At 59.2% G+C, this 16,974-nt stretch carries 14 protein-coding genes; 7 read left to right on the plus strand and 7 right to left on the minus strand.

Features of this window, described 5'->3' with window-relative positions:
* Positions 1–7: 7 nt before the first annotated feature.
* From ACR3EN_RS09260 to cobS, 6 genes are all read right to left on the minus strand, one after another.
* Positions 8–406: a putative hemolysin gene (locus ACR3EN_RS09260; RefSeq protein WP_480825193.1), complete on the minus strand. Its 399-nt coding sequence runs from the start codon at positions 404–406 to the stop codon at positions 8–10.
* A complete protein-coding gene (locus tag ACR3EN_RS09265) occupies positions 403–1,581 on the minus strand; it encodes a DUF2235 domain-containing protein (protein WP_480825191.1) in 1,179 nt (392 codons plus the stop codon). The genes ACR3EN_RS09260 and ACR3EN_RS09265 overlap by 4 nt, the downstream gene beginning before the upstream one ends.
* A 92-nt stretch (positions 1,582–1,673) precedes the next feature.
* Complete coding sequence (locus tag ACR3EN_RS09270) at positions 1,674–2,018, minus strand: DUF427 domain-containing protein (RefSeq protein WP_480825189.1); 345 nt, start codon at positions 2,016–2,018, stop codon at positions 1,674–1,676.
* Between the two features lie 63 nt (positions 2,019–2,081).
* Positions 2,082–3,872, minus strand: coding sequence for an aminopeptidase P family protein (locus tag ACR3EN_RS09275; protein WP_480825187.1), 1,791 nt, complete (start codon positions 3,870–3,872; stop codon positions 2,082–2,084).
* 412 nt (positions 3,873–4,284) lie between these two features.
* Positions 4,285–6,162: a cobaltochelatase subunit CobT gene (cobT, locus tag ACR3EN_RS09280; RefSeq protein ID WP_480825185.1), complete on the minus strand. Its 1,878-nt coding sequence runs from the start codon at positions 6,160–6,162 to the stop codon at positions 4,285–4,287.
* A gap of 121 nt (positions 6,163–6,283) precedes the next feature.
* Complete coding sequence (cobS, locus tag ACR3EN_RS09285; protein WP_480861321.1) at positions 6,284–7,270, minus strand: cobaltochelatase subunit CobS; 987 nt, start codon at positions 7,268–7,270, stop codon at positions 6,284–6,286.
* Between the two features lie 256 nt (positions 7,271–7,526).
* Between cobS and ACR3EN_RS09290 the strand changes: the two genes are divergently transcribed.
* Complete coding sequence (locus ACR3EN_RS09290) at positions 7,527–7,889, plus strand: hypothetical protein (protein WP_480825181.1); 363 nt, start codon at positions 7,527–7,529, stop codon at positions 7,887–7,889.
* Between the two features lie 9 nt (positions 7,890–7,898).
* On the opposite strand, the gene ACR3EN_RS09295 is transcribed toward ACR3EN_RS09290, so the two are convergent.
* Complete coding sequence (locus tag ACR3EN_RS09295; protein ID WP_170716335.1) at positions 7,899–8,522, minus strand: DnaJ domain-containing protein; 624 nt, start codon at positions 8,520–8,522, stop codon at positions 7,899–7,901.
* 107 nt (positions 8,523–8,629) lie between these two features.
* On the opposite strand from ACR3EN_RS09295, the gene ACR3EN_RS09300 reads away from it, so the two are divergent.
* From ACR3EN_RS09300 to ACR3EN_RS09325, 6 genes are all read left to right on the plus strand, one after another.
* The gene (locus ACR3EN_RS09300; protein WP_480825179.1) at positions 8,630–8,884 is read left to right on the plus strand and encodes a BolA family protein; all 255 of its coding nucleotides are present in this window, start codon (positions 8,630–8,632) and stop codon (positions 8,882–8,884) included.
* Positions 8,885–8,988: 104 nt separating this feature from the next.
* Positions 8,989–11,202: an ATP-binding protein gene (locus tag ACR3EN_RS09305; RefSeq protein ID WP_480871188.1), complete on the plus strand. Its 2,214-nt coding sequence runs from the start codon at positions 8,989–8,991 to the stop codon at positions 11,200–11,202.
* A gap of 137 nt (positions 11,203–11,339) precedes the next feature.
* A complete protein-coding gene (locus ACR3EN_RS09310) occupies positions 11,340–12,446 on the plus strand; it encodes a cytochrome-c peroxidase (protein WP_480871190.1) in 1,107 nt (368 codons plus the stop codon).
* 11 nt (positions 12,447–12,457) lie between these two features.
* A complete protein-coding gene (locus ACR3EN_RS09315; RefSeq protein WP_480825173.1) occupies positions 12,458–13,642 on the plus strand; it encodes a cytochrome-c peroxidase in 1,185 nt (394 codons plus the stop codon).
* A gap of 5 nt (positions 13,643–13,647) precedes the next feature.
* Positions 13,648–14,217: an arsenate reductase (azurin) small subunit gene (locus ACR3EN_RS09320; protein WP_480532654.1), complete on the plus strand. Its 570-nt coding sequence runs from the start codon at positions 13,648–13,650 to the stop codon at positions 14,215–14,217.
* A 13-nt stretch (positions 14,218–14,230) separates the two neighbouring features.
* Positions 14,231–16,912: an arsenate reductase (azurin) large subunit gene (locus tag ACR3EN_RS09325; protein ID WP_480871192.1), complete on the plus strand. Its 2,682-nt coding sequence runs from the start codon at positions 14,231–14,233 to the stop codon at positions 16,910–16,912.
* Positions 16,913–16,974 lie beyond the last annotated feature (62 nt).

The raw sequence follows: 16,974 nt of genomic DNA on the forward strand, positions 1-16,974 counted from the left end.
CGGGCATTCAGTTGGCTTGGGGGTTGTCCGCGCGAAACAAAGCCCACGCATCCTGCGACGTTCCATTGGGTTTTGTGCAAATGCCCACCTGACCGTCTTCGGTATCCTCAATCCGGTAACTGCCACCGATCTCGATGCAGTATGTCGCTGCAGGGTTGGCGAGCCGGGCGAAGCCTTCACTTGTGTGATCCGTGTGGTTTTCGCGAAAATAGGCCCAGGCATCGATTTTGGTACCGTCTGACAGCTGGCATATTCCGGTTTGACCGTCGCCCTGGTCCTGTATGCCGTAAAGCCCGCCCTGCGCAATGCAGTAGGTCGCTGCAGGATTGGCCAGACCAGTATTGGCCAGCGCGACCGCAGGTGACAGGGCCACAAGTGTTATGAATATGATCGTCGACTTTATCATATGTCCCTCGCAGAGTTCGGTTCGTCCTTGGGCAGATTCTCGGGCGCGTAGCCTGGGTTCAACTTCATCCTCTCGTGCACGGATGAATGGATCAAGGCCCCTTCCGGGATAAAGCGTGGCTCTTTCATCGGAAGGTAGAAGCCGCGTTCTTTGCGGATTTCAGGATCATCATGCCACTTCTTGCGCTTTGGCAGATATTCGATGATCCGCCACCAGAAGGTCATCGAGTCGTGCAGCATTGCCTCAGCACTGGGCGCGGCATAGTCGCGCTTGCTGCCGGGTTTGATATGCTTCGGGGTCTCGCCCTGAACAAGGCGGTTGACCATGGTTTCACGAAATTCCAAACCGTGGGTGCGGGCCTCATCAACCATCCAGCCCAAAGGGTATTTCGCCGCGCCACTGTCCTGTTCAGGATAGCCGCTGCCGTTGTCGCCGTGCACGCCCGCGAACCAGACCTGCTGAATGTCTTGCTGTGCTGCATCTTCATCATCCACGAAAGGATGAACCTTGAACAATTGCGGTTCGGTCCAGCGCGATAGACGGAACATGCGCCGTCGCTCATCAATGGCACAGGCATGGCGAAACACCTGTACGCAGGGATTGGTGTGTGTATAGGGCAGCGACTCGAGCGAAGGCAGGTACATCCGGTCCGGGCGGGGCACGATGACCGAGGCGACAGTGTCCCAACACCCCATGAAACGGATCGTCACGCGCCGGGTGTCCAAAACCTCTTGCACGCGCCATGCCAGATCAAATCTGTCCTGAGCCGCCGATTGTTTGTAAGCGGTCAGCGCGTACGAGCACAGATGTTGCTGATGCGCATGCAGTAGGCCAACCATGTTGATGAACCCGGCCAGCACGCGCACCGTATGCGCGCCGCGTGAAAAGCCGAACAGATAGATCTCGTCACCGTCTTCGTAGTGGCGCAGCAGAAACCTGTAGGCATCCAGCACGTTGTTATCCAGCCCATAACCGGTGGCCAGCCCGAAGACGCCCTTGATCTGGTTTTTGAACCGGCTCCATGCGCCGCTGTTGGAAATTGTTCCGACGCCCGGATCGTAAAAGCCGATCTGGTCATCGCTTTCCTTCAGGACGCGGTAGAACTTGAGAACATTGGATTGGTTTTCCTTGATCTCATTGCCGGTGCCATCACAGCATATTACGATTTTTTTCAAAGCAGACCCTCGGGCAAAACACTCAAAGCAATGCCCGCAGCCTATCTGATCTTTTCGGTTCTGTTAATCGCGCAGGTCGCGCGAGCTGTGTGTCAAAGCTGCTCTACCTTGATCGAGTCTTCGGGGTAGAAGGCCAGATGGTCCTTGATCTCGGCGACCGCATCGACCGGGTTCTCGTAGCTCCACGCAGCGTTTTCGGTCACCGACGATTTGTTCACGATGGAAAAATGAGTGGCATCGCCTTTCCCGGGGCAGTGGGTCACCTTGTCGGTCTGGTCCAAAAAGGCCATGGCGATGTCGGACCGGGGAAAGTAGATCACAGGGTCTTTATCTCCGTCCAGCAGCTCAAGTGCGGCGTTGGTCTCGCCCAGAATGGCACCGCCTGACCGGACGCTCCATTTGCCTGCTGCTTTGCGGATCGTGATCTGATTGGTCATGTCTACTCCTTCCCTGGTCTTGTGCGGGCTTACCCCTTGCCCAGTTTATGTAACAATCTGGTGTCAGACCGGCACAGTTGCGGCATCCAACCACAGTTGAGCGGCTTCGCCCAGCCGTGGGCGGATCTTTTCCGCAACGTCGTGATGATAGGCGTTCAGCCACGCGCGTTCCTCGCGGGTCAGCATATCGACCACGATCAAACGCCGGTCGACAGGCACGTAGGTCAACGTCCGCCACCGCAACATGGCCCGCTCGTCATCGCCACCGGGCAATGCAGGGGCCTCTTCCACCACCACGAGGTTTTCCAGACGAATGCCAAACGCGCCCTCGCGGTAGTATCCGGGTTCATTGGACAGGATCATACCCGGCTCAAGCGGCACATGGCTGACCCGCGACAGACGCTGAGGGCCCTCGTGCACGCTGAGGTAAGCGCCCACGCCATGCCCCACCCCATGATTGAAATCCTGTCCCGCCAACCAGAGCGGGAGGCGGGCCACGCATTCGATATCGCGCCCGGCCATGCCGACGGGCCAGCGCAGCATCGACATGGCGATCATGCCTTTCAGCACGCGGGTGAAACAGGTCTTTTCTTCGTCGCCTACCTCACCGATGGCGATGGTCCGAGTGATATCCGTGGTGCCATCCAGATACTGCCCGCCACTGTCCAGCACCAGCAGATGACCATCCTCCAGCCGGCTGTCGGTTTCGTCGGTCACGCGATAATGCATGATGGCACCATTCGGTCCGGTGCCCGCAATCGTATCGAACGAGATATCCTGCAGCGCATTGTCCCGGCGGCGGCTCTCTTCCAGGCGCGACACGACCTGCGTTTCGGTCAGGCTGCCCGGTGTTTGTGCGTCGAGCCAGCAGAGCAGTTCGATGACGGCAGCCGCATCGCGCAGATGTGCCTCGGCGCTTCCGGCGATCTCGGCGGGGTTTTTGCAAGCCTTGGGCAGGGCGCAGGGATCGCCGCCATCGACCATTCGATCCCCCAGCGCATCGGCGACGATCTGCGGCACGGTGTTCGGATCAACCTGAACTGCGCCCTCCAGCGCCTCAACGGCCGCAAGAAACGCTTCGGGTTCGTGCTGCGTCACCTGAGATCCCAGGTGATCCGCCACTTCGGACAGTTTGACAGCGGCCATGAACAGGTCGACACGCCCATCGCTGTGCAGAATGACAAACCCATGGGCGACCGGATTGTAAGCGATGTCCGAGCCGCGGATGTTCAGCAGCCACATGATCGAGTCCGGTAACGTGATCACTGCCGCGGATCGACCGGCGACTGCCAGAACTTTGGCCAGACGGTTGATCTTGCTGTCCGCACCTTCCCCAGCGAACTCAAGCGGGTGGGCTTTTGCAGGGTTCATGGGCGGGGCGGGCTGATCGTCCCAAATCCGGTCGACCAGATTTTCGCATCGCACCAAGGTGACGCCGCTGCCTTCAAGATCCTTCTGTGCGCTGGCGATCTGTCCTTGGGCGTGCAGCCAGGGATCAAAGCCAACCTTGCCGCCATTTGGTAACTGTTCTTTCAACCATGCGCTCAGGCTGACATCCGGCCACGGGACCGGAGTGTAGTCTGCGGCAACCTGCGCCTTCACCTGAGTGCGATAGCGGCCATCGATGAAAACGCCCGCGACATGGGTCAACGCAGCGCAAAACCCTGCAGACCCGGTAAAGCCGGTCAGCCATGCCAGTCGTTCGTCCCGAGGCGCCACATACTCACCCTGATGTGCATCGGCACGGGGAATCAGGAAACCATCCAAACCTTCACGTGCCATCTCGGCCCGCAATGCGGCCAGCCGCGGCGGGCCCTGTTCAGGGCGCGCAGTCACTTCGAAACTCTGGAACATCAAGGGGCCTCATGCGTCGGTCTTGCTGCGCGCAAACCTGCGGCCTGCGCCAAGAAATGTCCAGCGCCCAGATGCTCTGTTGGTCGTCGCTTACCGGAACGCCATGCGGTATCTAAAGGCGCGCGCGACAGGCATCCTCATCCCACAATGAATGCGCGATTGAGGCGACATCGGCAGCGTTGCGACAGAACAGTCTTTATTCGTCGGAATAGAGGGGCGCGTTTCGTCACTTATCTGCTGAGCGCGTTCAATCGCGCCGCATGTCGCCGCGATACAATCCACAGAAAAGACAACGGAACGGTCCATGTTTCAGCCCGTCAAGGCAAAGCTGCGGCCCTAGTCAGCGTGCGGCCATCGACCAATTCGCGTTTGAAGGGGACGCTTCTAAGCGTTCATCGCCAAAGACAAGTCGTTAACTGGCCCGCTTCATTCCCATGACCCGTGCGCGCGCCCGCGGATCACTGTCGAACAACGCCGCCAGTTGCTCGGTCATGGCTCCGGCCAGCTGTTCCACGTCGGTGATCGTCACCGCACGGTCATAATACCGCGTCACATCATGGCCAATCCCGATAGCCAGCAGCTCAACCATCTTGCGCTTTTCCACCATCGCAATCACGTCGCGCAGATGTTTCTCAAGATAATTCGCGGGGTTCACGCTCAACGTTGAATCATCGACCGGAGCGCCATCCGAAATCACCATCAGAATCTTGCGCTGTTCACGCCGCGCTAGCATCCGACGATGCGCCCATTCCAGCGCTTCACCGTCGATGTTTTCCTTCAGCAGCCCTTCTTTCATCATCAGACCCAGATTGTCCCGAGCCCGCCGCCAAGGCGCGTCCGCGCCCTTGTAGATGATGTGGCGTAGATCGTTCAGACGCCCCGGCTGTTGCGGGCGCCCATCGTTCAGCCACGCTTCACGCGCCTGACCGCCCTTCCACGCCCGCGTGGTAAAGCCCAGAATTTCGACCTTAACATTGCAGCGTTCCAGCGTGCGCGCCAGAACATCGGCGCAGATCGCAGCAATTGAGATAGGACGCCCTCGCATCGATCCCGAATTGTCCAGCAACAGAGTCACCACCGTGTCGCGAAACTCGGTATCCTTTTCGACCTTAAAGCTCAGCGGGGTGGTGGGGTTGGCGACAACCCGCGCCAGACGCCCGGCATCCAGAATGCCTTCCTCGCGGTCGAATTCCCAGCTTCGGTTCTGCTGCGCCTGCAACCGGCGCTGCAGCTTGTTGGCCAGACGACTCACTGCGCCTTTCAACGGCTCCAATTGCTGATCCAGATAGGCGCGCAACCGCTCCAATTCAGCCGGTTCCGCAAGATCCTCAGCCGCGATCTCTTCGTCATGGGTGTTCAGATAAACCTTGTAATCCGGATCGGCCTCGGACGCTGGCGGTGGGGCAGGGGGTTCCAGCGGAGCTTCCCCTTCGGGCATCTCCGCCTCTTCTCCCATCTCCTCATCGGCCATCTCATCCATCGAGACCTGGGCCTGAGACTGATCCTGCTGCTCTTCCTGCGTCTGCTCAGGCGTTGCGTCGGCGTCCTGTTCGTCCTGATCATCCTGCCCGGTGCTGTCGGGATCGGGCTGTTCTTCGGCGTCGTCCTCGGCCTGATCTTCCTGCTCGTCGTCCAGTTCGTCGGGGTCGTCCCCCAGCTGGTCGCCATAGCCCAGATCCTTGATCATCTGCCGCGCGAACTTGGCAAATTCGGCCTGATCCGAGAGCACCTCGTCGAGGTTCTCCAACACACCACCAGCCTGTTCCTCGATAAACCCGCGCCACAGGTTCATGACGTTCTCTGCGGCAGGCGGCATATCCCGCCCCGTCGCCAGATGCCGGATCAGGTAACCGGCGGCAACGGCCAAAGGCGCATCCGCAGGCTGCTTGCATTGGTCATACCCTCGCCGGATCGCCTCATGCCCGATCTTGACGTCGATATTCGACGCGGTCCCCGGCATGTCCCGTGCGCCCATCGCCTCGCACCGGGCCACTTCCATGGCCTCATACAAATCGCGCGCCATATCTCCCGGAGGTGCATAGCGCGCGTGGGTCGCGTCATCATGGTATTTGCGCTGCAAGGCCAAGGCATCCGCCGTCCCGCGCGCCAGCAATACCTCTTCCCGTGTCATACGCCGCGAGACCTGAGGCAACCGCATCGACTCACCCGTCATGCCCGACGGATCAACCGTATAGGTCACGTTCAATTCGGGGTCGTCGGCCATCACCTTGGTGGCCTCGGCCAAGGCCTTCTTGAACGGATCAGCAGGATTGTCGTTCTTCTGCACCATGTTCAGACGCCCTTTGTGCTGCAGCGATCCGGTGCCTCAAAGTGAAACCGGATCCCCCTTCATCTGGCCAAAAATATCCCCGCCGGAGGCATTGCACCCGGCACGGGCGCAATTCACAGCCCTAGCCCAAACTCGCAGAGGCTGCACTTTCAGGCAATTCCTCATCAAAGCAACGCTGATAGAACTCGGCGACCGTCTGGCGCTCTAACTCGTCACATTTGTTCAGGAACGACAGGCGGAAAGCGTAGCCGACATCGCGGAAAATCTCGGCATTCTGCGCCCAGTTGATCACGGTCCGCGGGCTCATCACCGTCGACAGATCACCATTCATGAACGCCGTCCGGGTCAGATCGGCCACCGTCACCATCTGGCTGACGGTCTTGCGGCCTTTCTCGGTGTTGTAATGCGGCGCCTTCGACAGCACGATCATCGTCTCGGCATCATGGCTAAGATAATTCAGCGTCGAGACCAGCGACCACCGGTCCATCTGCGCCTGGTTGATCTGCTGCGTCCCGTGATACAGGCCGGTCGTATCGCCCAGACCCACGGTGTTCGCGGTGGCGAACAGGCGGAAGTTGGGGTTCGGCGTAATGATCTCGTTCTGGTCCAGCAGGGTCAGCTTGCCGTCATGCTCCAGCACGCGCTGGATCACGAACATCACATCCGCCCGGCCCGCATCATATTCGTCGAACACGATGGCCACGGGGTTGCGCAGGGCCCAGGGTAGAATGCCCTCATGGAATTCGGTCACCTGTTTGCCGTCGCGCAGCTTGATTGCATCCTTACCGATCAGATCGATCCGGCTGATATGGCTGTCGAGGTTCACCCGCACCGCAGGCCAGTTCAGACGCGCAGCGACCTGTTCGATATGGGTCGATTTCCCGGTGCCGTGATAGCCCTGGATCATCACCCTGCGGTTATGGGTAAAACCCGCAAGAATGGCCAGCGTGGTCTCGGGATCGAACTTGTAGGTGTGGTCAATGGCCGGGACACGATCACTGCGCTCGGCAAAGCCCTTGACCGCCATGTCGCTGTCAATGCCGAACACGTCACGGACCGAGATATCCTCGGTCGGCTTTGCGTTGATGTCGATCGATCCGTCAGCCATGCGCCTTGTCCTTATCCTTTGGCCCGTTCACCGGGTTTGAACCCGTGTGTGGTGCAACATATTGCGGGCAAGGGCAAGGGAAAGAGGCGACTTCATTCCGGCGATGCGTGGTTTCGAGAGCCGAGGCCAAACTCCGCCCTTGGTCAGACGCCTTGCCCGGTCTGAGGTCGAGGCCCGACAATATGCTATTGTCATAAAAGTGATGACGCACTGGCACAAACGATCCGATCGGGATCCGCCGGGAAAGGGGACAGCGATGAGCATTATGAGTATTCAGAAATACCGGGTTTCTACCAGCACCAACCTTCGAAACCCCAGCGCAGCGAAGTTTCAGCTGCATCTAACAGGAAATCCGATACATGGAGACGTCGCAGAAGGGTGGATTCACTTCTACCCTGCTATGTTCCCCGACACGATTGGAGCTGTTCACAACGACACGCTGAGGGCCCGCATCTTGGCAGATGATTTTGCGTATTGGTACGACATCCTGCGCCACGAGCACCCGGTGTTCCTGTACTATATGATCGACCCGAATTCAGGGGACCGCAAGTTGAATTCAGTGGGGCTTGGCACCAGACAAGAGGGTCCCGGCGAAGGTCCGACAGATCAAGACGCCTAGTCCGGTGGCTTATTTAAAACTCCGGCTGTCCTTGATCTGATCCCAGGCCCAGACGACCTCTTGCAGCTGCTCTTCCTGAGATCGGTCGCCGCCGTTCATATCCGGGTGCAGCACCTTGATCAGTTTCTTATAGGCCTTGCGGATCTCGGCCTTGGACCAGCTGTCCTGCGCCTCGAGGATCTCGATGGCGCGGCGTTCGGTGGGGGGCAGGCGGCGGCCGCCGGAATTGGCGCGGCCGGGGTTCTTGGTGGCGTTCTCGCCCAGAACCTGATGCGGGTCCTCGATGCCCAGACGGGCCCAGGCGCGGGCCTCGGGGTCGCCCATGGGTTTGGTCTCACGCTCCCAGACCTTGTCTTTGGATCGCTGCGCGTTCAATTCGGCCTCGGTGGTGCCGTCGAAGAAATTCCATTTCTGGTTATATTCACGCACGTGCTGCTGGCAGAACCAGAAGAAGTCATCCAGAACATCCGGGGCCTTGGGCGCGCGGAACTTTCCGGCCTCTTCGCACCCCTCATGGTCGCAGATTCGGGTCGAGGTTTCGGACGCACCCGACATCCCCCGGCGCCCGCGCGGCTTCTTTTTCTTGGCGCTGGACACGGACATATCGAACCCGAAGGGATCTGACTTTACCATCTGCTCAACCTCACGAACGCATCTTTTCGACTCGGAGGCAGCAGTTTAATCTAAGGAGCCGAAAGTAGAAGAGGGGGGCGGCAATTAATTTGCTGCTGAGCACAAAAATGAGTGTGACCAAGGAAATCCATGATCGCCTGCAGGTGGCCTTCGATCCGCGCGAGCTGGAGGTGGTTGATGACAGTGAAAGCCATCGCGGTCATGCCGGCTATCAGGAAGGCGGCGAAAGCCACTTTAACGTGCGTATTCGTGCGGCGGCCTTTGCAGGGCAGTCCCGCGTGGCGCGTCATCGGTCCGTACATAAGGCACTGGGCGATATCGTGCCGCGTATCCACGCGCTGGCACTGGATATCGACGTTTAGGCCGCGCGCAAGGGCCGCAGCGACCGGATATTGCGAAAGAACACGCTGGCGGCCACAACGCGTCAACACATGAACGCAGGTCCAAACCCGAGGCTGGCGCAGACATGACCGACGAGACCGAATCGCCGAAGACTTACCTCAGACGCCTGCTTGCGGTTGCGTTCGGTATCGGCGTGGCATTGTTGGTGATCCTGTCAGCGTTTCTGTATATGTCACGTGAGACCGGTGGGCGCATTGGGGATATGCGGCAAGCTTGGCAAAGCTATTCGTCCGAAACCACACCGCGCGGATACTGGATTTCCGATATCCGCGAGTATTTCGGCTATGGCGGTCTGATTCACAACTTCAAGAACTATGTGCTACGCCATGATCCAGAATATGGCCCAACCCTGCGGCAGCAATCTGACAATCTGCTGGACACGATCGAAGCCTATCGCGCGGCGAACACCTCTGCCGGCGAATTGCAGGCTCTGAAGCGAATCGAGGACGTGGCTCATGAGTACATCGGCAACGTCCCCCGCATTGAAGCGGGCATTGCGGCAGGGCTGAACGCCGAGGAAATTGATGCGCTTGTCCGGGTCGATGACAGCGATGCGCTGGCGGCGCTGGCGACTTTGGAGCAACTCTGGATCGCCGAGCGTGATCGCAGCCTCACCGGGATGGTGCGCGCGTTTTCCGATGGCGAACGGCTGGTGCGCAACTTCTCGGTCCTGCTGGTCGGTTTGATCGTCGTCGTGGGTGTGATTGCGGTTTTGACGACCTTGCTGATTGCGAACATCCTGCGCACCAATCACCGCTTGCAGACAGAGCTTGCGCTGCGCGAACAGGTCGAGTTGGCGGAACGCAAACTGGCGCGCGCTGTTGAACAAAGCCCGGCTTCGATCCTGATCACCGACACGGATCTGAAGATCGAGTACGCCAACCGCAAGTTCTTTGAGCTTAGCGGTTATACTTCGGACGAAGTGTATGGCCATACGCCGCGCATGCTTCAATCAGGCCATTCCGGGCAGGGCGTCTATAGCGATCTGAAAGAGCGTCTGGCGCATGGCCAGAGCTGGTACGGGGTTTTTCGGAACCTGCGCAAGGATGGAACACACTACTGGGTCTCGACAGCCATCTTTCCGTTGGTTGGGCAGGATGGGACGATCACGCACTATATTGGCATCGGCGAGGACCTGACCGAGGCGCGCCGTACAAACGAGCAATTTGCGCAAGTCCAGAAAATGGAAGGCGTTGGCATTCTGGCGGGCTCGGTCGCGCATGATTTCAACAACGTGCTCATGAGCATTACCGGAAACGCCGATCTGATCGAGATGGATGCAGATGAGAACGCCGACATCCAGACGTCGGTCAACCATATTCGGATCGCCGCACGCCGGGCACAGGCTTTGGTGCGCAAGATGCTCACTTTCGCCCGACAGCGCCCGCGCAACCCGACGCGCGGTGATATGGTCAAGGCCACGCAAGAGGCGCTGGATCTGATATCGGTATCCGCGCCGCCAAATGTCGAAACGCGATTTGACGTCGACCTCGACCAGGCGTTCTCGGATTTTGACGGGACCTTGTTCTTCCAGACCCTGCTGAACCTTTGCCACAATGCTTTCGAGGCGATGGGCGATCAACCCGGCGAAGTTGTGCTGCGCATCTCCAAGGCAGAAAGCGATGCGCTGGATGATCTTCCGGACGAGGCCATCGGGGTCATCCGCCTGGATGTCCAGGACACCGGCCCCGGCATGTCGGCCGAGTTGCAGCAGCAGGTATTCGAGCCATTTTTCTCGACCAAGCCGGTGGGTAAGGGGACCGGTCTTGGCCTGACCATCGTTCGCAACAGCGTCGAAGAATGTCATGGCCGGGTCGAGCTACAGTCCGCGCCCGGCGAGGGCACCCTCTTCAGTTTGTTCTACCCGCTCATGCCTGCACTCAGCCAGACCGAACAAGCCGAGGTCGCGGCGATTACCGGACAAGAGCGGGTCTTGCTGGTCGATGATGACGAAAACGTACTTTACGTAACCCGCACCTTGCTGACCCGCTACGGGTATCGGGTCGAGGCGTATTCCGATCCCCTGAAAGCAAAGGATGCGTTTGAAGCGGCACCTGACAGCTATGATGTGATTGTGACCGACCTCAAAATGCCCGGGCTTATGGGCACAGGTCTGATCGACTCGGCCCGGGATGCACGCGGTGATGTTCCGGCGATTCTGATCAGTAGTTATTTCGATGACATGGATAAGTTGTCAAACGCCGACAATCTTATAATGGCGCAAAAACCGATAGAAATACAACAACTTGCAAGGTTTATCCGGTCTTCGGTTGGCTAGGCGTCGTTACATTTCTTAACATCTTTTCACGGTCTTTAACCCTGATCAAATCACCACGAAACATCTGCCCCTTAGGTTTCGCTTAGCCGATCCTCGTCCAAACTGAGTGATCGGACTAGCGAAAAAGGGGCTTTTAGATGATGACCAAAGCCAGAACATGGTTCTCGGCGCTTTCGACAGTTTCGCTGCTGACGATGGGCGTCGCGCTCCCGGTTCACCAGGCCCAGGCGGATGAGCCGGGCCCGGTAGAAGCCATAGAGTTCGACCCAGCCAAGGCGGCCCTTGGCAAACGACTTTTCTTTGATCCGCGACTGTCGGGCGACGGCGCGCTGGCCTGTGCCAGTTGCCACCAGCCGGAGAACGGGTTCACCGACGGGCAGGCCCTGTCGGACGCCTATACCGGCAACCTGCATTTCCGCAACGTGCCGACGCTGATCAACAGCGCCAAGCGCGCCGCGTGGTTCCATGACGGGCGCATAGGGACCAACCTCAACGACGTGACCCGCGAAAGCATCACCGAGACCTACTCCATGAACATGGACATGCGTCTGATGCAGGAACGCATCAAGCAGGACCCGGTCTACGTCGAAATGTTCGAAGCTGCCGGATTTGGCGAGCCTTCGAACGGTGGTGTCCGCAACGCGATCCCGGAATATCTGAAAACGCTGATCTCGCGCGGCGCGCCCTTCGACACCGGAGAGATGTCGGATGAGGCCAAGGCAGGCTATGAGCTGTTCAACGCCAGCGGCTGTAATTCGTGCCACTCGGGCGAGCGGTTCACGGATGACCTGCCGCACAATATCGGCGTTGGCGACAATCCCGACATCTGGGCGGACCCGACACGTCACATCACCTTCGTGACGATGATGAAGTTCCTCGGCGTCGAGAACTACATGAACCTGCGCGCCGATCCGGGCGCCTATATCCGCACCCACACCGCGGATACGTTCGGCACCTTCATGACCCCCACGCTGCGCGAGCTGACCTATACCGCGCCGTATATGCACAACGGCACGATGGAAACGCTGGAAGACGTGGTGGCCTTCTACAACGCCGGTGGCGGTGATGATGAAAACAAGGATCCGCGCATCAAGCCGCTTGGCCTCAACGAGACCGAACAAGCGCAGCTGGTGGCCTTCCTGAAGGCACTGTCCGGCGAACCGCTGACCGGTCCTGACTTCGTCGCCGAGGAAATCGATACGGACTATGCGCCGATCGAAAACTGGCGCGAAACGACAAACTGAGGAGTGGACCCATGAAAGACCTTAAGTCTTACCTTTCAGGCACAATCGCCACCGCTGCCTTGTTTGCCGCCATCGGTTCGCAAGCGTTTGCTGCGGACAGCATGGAGATTGAGGCCGGTATTGGCGGGGCAGACCCTGACCCCGATGCGCCGCTGGTAGCGCTGGGCGAGCCGCCCATCCCGTTGGACAACCCGCAGACCGAAGCCAAGATCGAACTGGGCAAGATGCTGTTCTTCGATCCGCGTCTGGGCGGGAACGAGACAACACCCTGTTCGGCCTGTCACTTGCCCGATGTGGGCTGGGACGTCGAAGCGCCGATCTCGTTCGGCTATCCGGGCACGACCCACTGGCGTAACAGCCAGACGGTTGTGAACTCGGCCTATTACGGCAAGCTGTTCTGGGCAGGCTCAAGTAAAAGCCTCGAAAGTCAGGCCAAATCCGCCGCTGGCGGTGCGGTCGCGGGCAACGGTGAATCCGACATGATGGAGGCCCGTCTGGCCTTTGTCCCCGAATATGTCGAACGCTTTAACGACGTCTTCGGCGACCAGTGGCCACGCATCGGCAACGCATGGCGGGCTATTGCTGCGTTTGAACGCACCATCGTTCAGACCGACACGCCCTTCGACAACTACCTGCGCGGGGATGATGCGGCGTTGACCGAGGAACAGAAACGCGGGCTGGAGCTGTTTACCGGCAAGGCGCAATGTTCCGAATGCCACAACGGCGCGCTGCTGTCGGATGAGAAATACTACAACACCGGCGTTCCGCCCTATAGCGGCTGGGAAGATGACGGTCTGGCGCAAGTGACCTTCCGGTATGAGCTCTATTCCAAAGGCTCGACCGAGGATTTCTACCGCCACACCAAGGACGATCCCGGTTTCTATTTCCGCACCAAGGAAAAGGCCGATCTGGGCAAGTTCCGCACGCCAAGCCTGCGCTACACCCTCTACACCGAACCCTACATGCATAACGGCATGTTGGAGACGCTTGAGGATGTTGTCGAGTTCTACAACCAGGGCGGTGGCGAAAACGAATTCGCAGCAACCAAATCCGATCTGATCCAGCCGCTTGGCCTGAATGATCAGGAAAAGGCGGATCTGGTGGCCTTCCTGAAATCCCTGTCCGGCGACGAGATTCTGGTCGAAGAACCTGATCTGCCGGATTACCAGCCGCTTCCCGCGGCAGCAGAGGAGTAAGCGTCATGAAAGATCATAACGCAACCGGATGCAGTTGTACGGGTGAGGCCAAAAAGGCCTGCACCGTGAACCGCCGCCAGTTCCTGTTCGCCTCGGGCGCAACAACCTTTGCCGTGATGGTGGCCATGCCCACCCGCCACGGTCAGGCCGAACAGGTTCCTGCCCTTGTGTCCACCTATCCGCGCAAGCTGATCGGCAAACTGTCCGAGTTGGAACAGGATGTTCCGGTCGAGTTCTACTACCCCGATGAGGGCGACTATTCGGACTCGATCCTGGTCAAGACCGGCGTGGAAAGCGGCGGCGGCATTGGTCCGCAAAAGGATGTTGTGGCCTTCAACCTCACCTGCACCCATCAGGGCGGGTCGATGTATGACAGCTACAAGCCTGAACATAAGGTGCTGGGCCCGTGCCCGCTGCACCTGTCCACCTATGACGTGACACGGCACGGCATCCTCGTCTCGGGGCAGGCCTATCAGTCGCTGCCGCAGGTCCTTTTGGAACTGGACGGTGACGATATCTACGCCGTTGGCATGTTCGGCCTGATCTACGGCCGCTACGACAACCTCATTGCATAAGGGAAACGGAATCATGGCAACCCCGTATTACGTACCCGAAACCAACGTCCCGCTGCCGCCCAAAAGGGCCGAGGTCATCTCGACCGCCTGCGACTACTGCATCGTGGCCTGTGGTTACAAAGTCTACCGCTGGCCCGTGACGGCCAAACCAGGTGGCCCAACTGCGGACGAAAACGCCTTTGGCGAGGATTTTCCCGTTGCACCGCTGGGTGCATGGGTCGCGCCGAACCAGCACAATATCGTTCTGCACAAAGGTCAGCCGCACCATGTGGTGATCATCCCTGACAAGGACACGCAATACGTCAACACCGACGGCGACAGTTCCTTGCGGGGCGGGTGTATCGCACAGAAATGCTATAACCCGCAGACGCCGACACGCGACCGTCTGAAGACACCGCTGATGCGGATCTATGGCACGCTGATGCCGGTTCCGTGGGATCTGGCGCTGGATGTGGCGGCTGAGGTGGGCAACCATGTCATCGCCAAGCACGGCACCAATGCCTATGGCGTGAAAACCTTCAGCTATCAGTATATCGAGAACACCTATGCGATCTCGAAATACGCGCTGCGCCATATCAACACCGCGAACTTCACCTTCCACGACACGCCGTCCGACGTAACCTCGACCCCCGGTTTCCGGGATGCAGGTTTCGACAACTTCGGCCCGTCCTACGAAGACTGGCGCGATGCAGAAACCCTTCTGGTTTGCGGTACCGACCCGTATGAGACCAAGACCATCCTCTATACCCAGTGGATGATGAAGGGGATGCAGAACGGTCAGAAAGAAATCTATCTGATCCCGCGCCGGTCTGCCGGTGTGGCCCATGCTGAGAAAATGGGCGGTCTGCATATCGACGTTCTGCCCGGTACCGACCTGCTGGTCGTCAACGCCATCGCCCGCGTCATCGTGGAAAATGGCTGGGAAGACAGCGACTGGATCAAGAAATGGGTCAATAACAAGTGGGAGAGCTCGTCCGGCTTTGGTCAGGGCACCCGCAACACGCCATGGCAGTGGCGGACGACTTGGGGCAAGTTCCAGACCGCAGGGTTTGAGGACTGGAAAGAGTGGCTGCTGTCGCAAGACGAGTTCTCGCCTGAAAATGCTGCCGCCATGGCCGAAATCGACGTGCAGAAAATCTATACTGCCGCCGAATGGCTGGCCAAACCCAAGGCGGATGGCACGCGACCCAAAACCTCGGTCATGATCGAGAAAGGGTTCTACTGGTCCAACAACACCGGCAACACGCAGGCGATCTCGGCTCTGGGTATCATCTGTGGCTGTGGCGGTCGTCCGGGTCAGGTCATTGGCCGGGCCGGTGGTCACCAGCGGGGCGGCGTGAAGGGCGGGAAATACCCGCGCAACAAATCGCCCGAGAAACTGCCCGGTCGCCGTCGCCGCGCCATGGATACCGACCGGTATCTGATCGCAGGTCATACCCGTATGGCCCATGTGATTGGTACCACATGGATCCAGTCCATGTGCGGCAGCCAGCAACTGGCCGACAAGTTCGAGGAACTGACCGTCCGCAACCCGCATCAGATCGCCAGCTTCGACAAGCAAGAGATGATCGACACGCTGAAGGCCCGCGCCGACAGCGGCGGTATGGTGGTGATCAACCAGGACATCTATCTGCAGGACCCGATCGGCAACCGCTACGCCGACATCGTGTTCCCCGCAGCGACCTGGGGTGAAGAGGACTTCCTGCGCGCCAACGGCGAACGCCGTCTGCGTCTGTACCAGAAGTTCTACGATGCCCCCGGTGCGGCGAAACCTGACTGGTGGATCATTGCACAACTGGCACAGCGGATGGGCTTTGACGGGTTCGACTGGCAGAACTCGAACGAGGTCGCGGAAGAGGCCGTGCGCTTTACCCGCGGGTCGCGCAAGGACTTCCACGCGGTGCACCGTCTGGCCAAGAAAGAGGGCAAAACCCTGCACCAGAAGGTCCGTGAGTTTGGCACCGATGGGGTGCAATGCCCGGTCATGCTGGATGCCGATGGGGTCACGCTGATTGAAACCAAACGTCTGCACGACACAACCCGCGAACTGCCCGAGACCGGTGCGGCTGGCGCGGATGTGTTCAACAAGAAGCTGACGCATTTCAACAGCCAGACCGGTAAGTGCAACATCCAGAAGTCTCCGTGGGGCCTGTTCTCGGACTATTGGGAATGGCTGAAACCCAACAAGGACGAAGGCGAGCTTTGGGCGACCTCGGGTCGGATCAACGAACGCTGGCAGTCCGGCTTTGACGACCGCCGCCGCCCGTATATCGTGCAGCGCTGGCCGGAGAACTGGGTCGAGATTCACCCCGACGATGCGGCCGAGCGTGGCATCGAAAGCGGCGACTATGTGATGGTCTATTCGGAACGCGTTCCGGGCAACAAGACCACGCTGCTGGGTGTGGAAGGCGATGACTTCCAGTTCTCGAAACTGATGGAGAACGGGCATATCGAACTGACCAAAGCGGCGATCACCGCCGTGGCCATGGTCACGCCCGCCATCAAGAAAAGCGTTGTTTACATGGACTTCCTGCATATGCAGCAGCCGGCAAACGCGCTTGAGGGCCGGATCGTCGACTGGATCAGCGGCAACTACAACTACAAGATGGGCGTTGCCAAGCTGCGGAAACTGGGGCCGAGCCCCTACAAGACCTCGTTCCGCACGATGTCCTTCGCACCGCGCGACATCGCCTGATGTCTTTCCGGGGGGCGGTCGCCATGCCGCCCCTCGGGTCTGGTCCCACTGCAGAAGGGACC

The organism is Ruegeria sp. G7, from assembly GCF_056535465.1.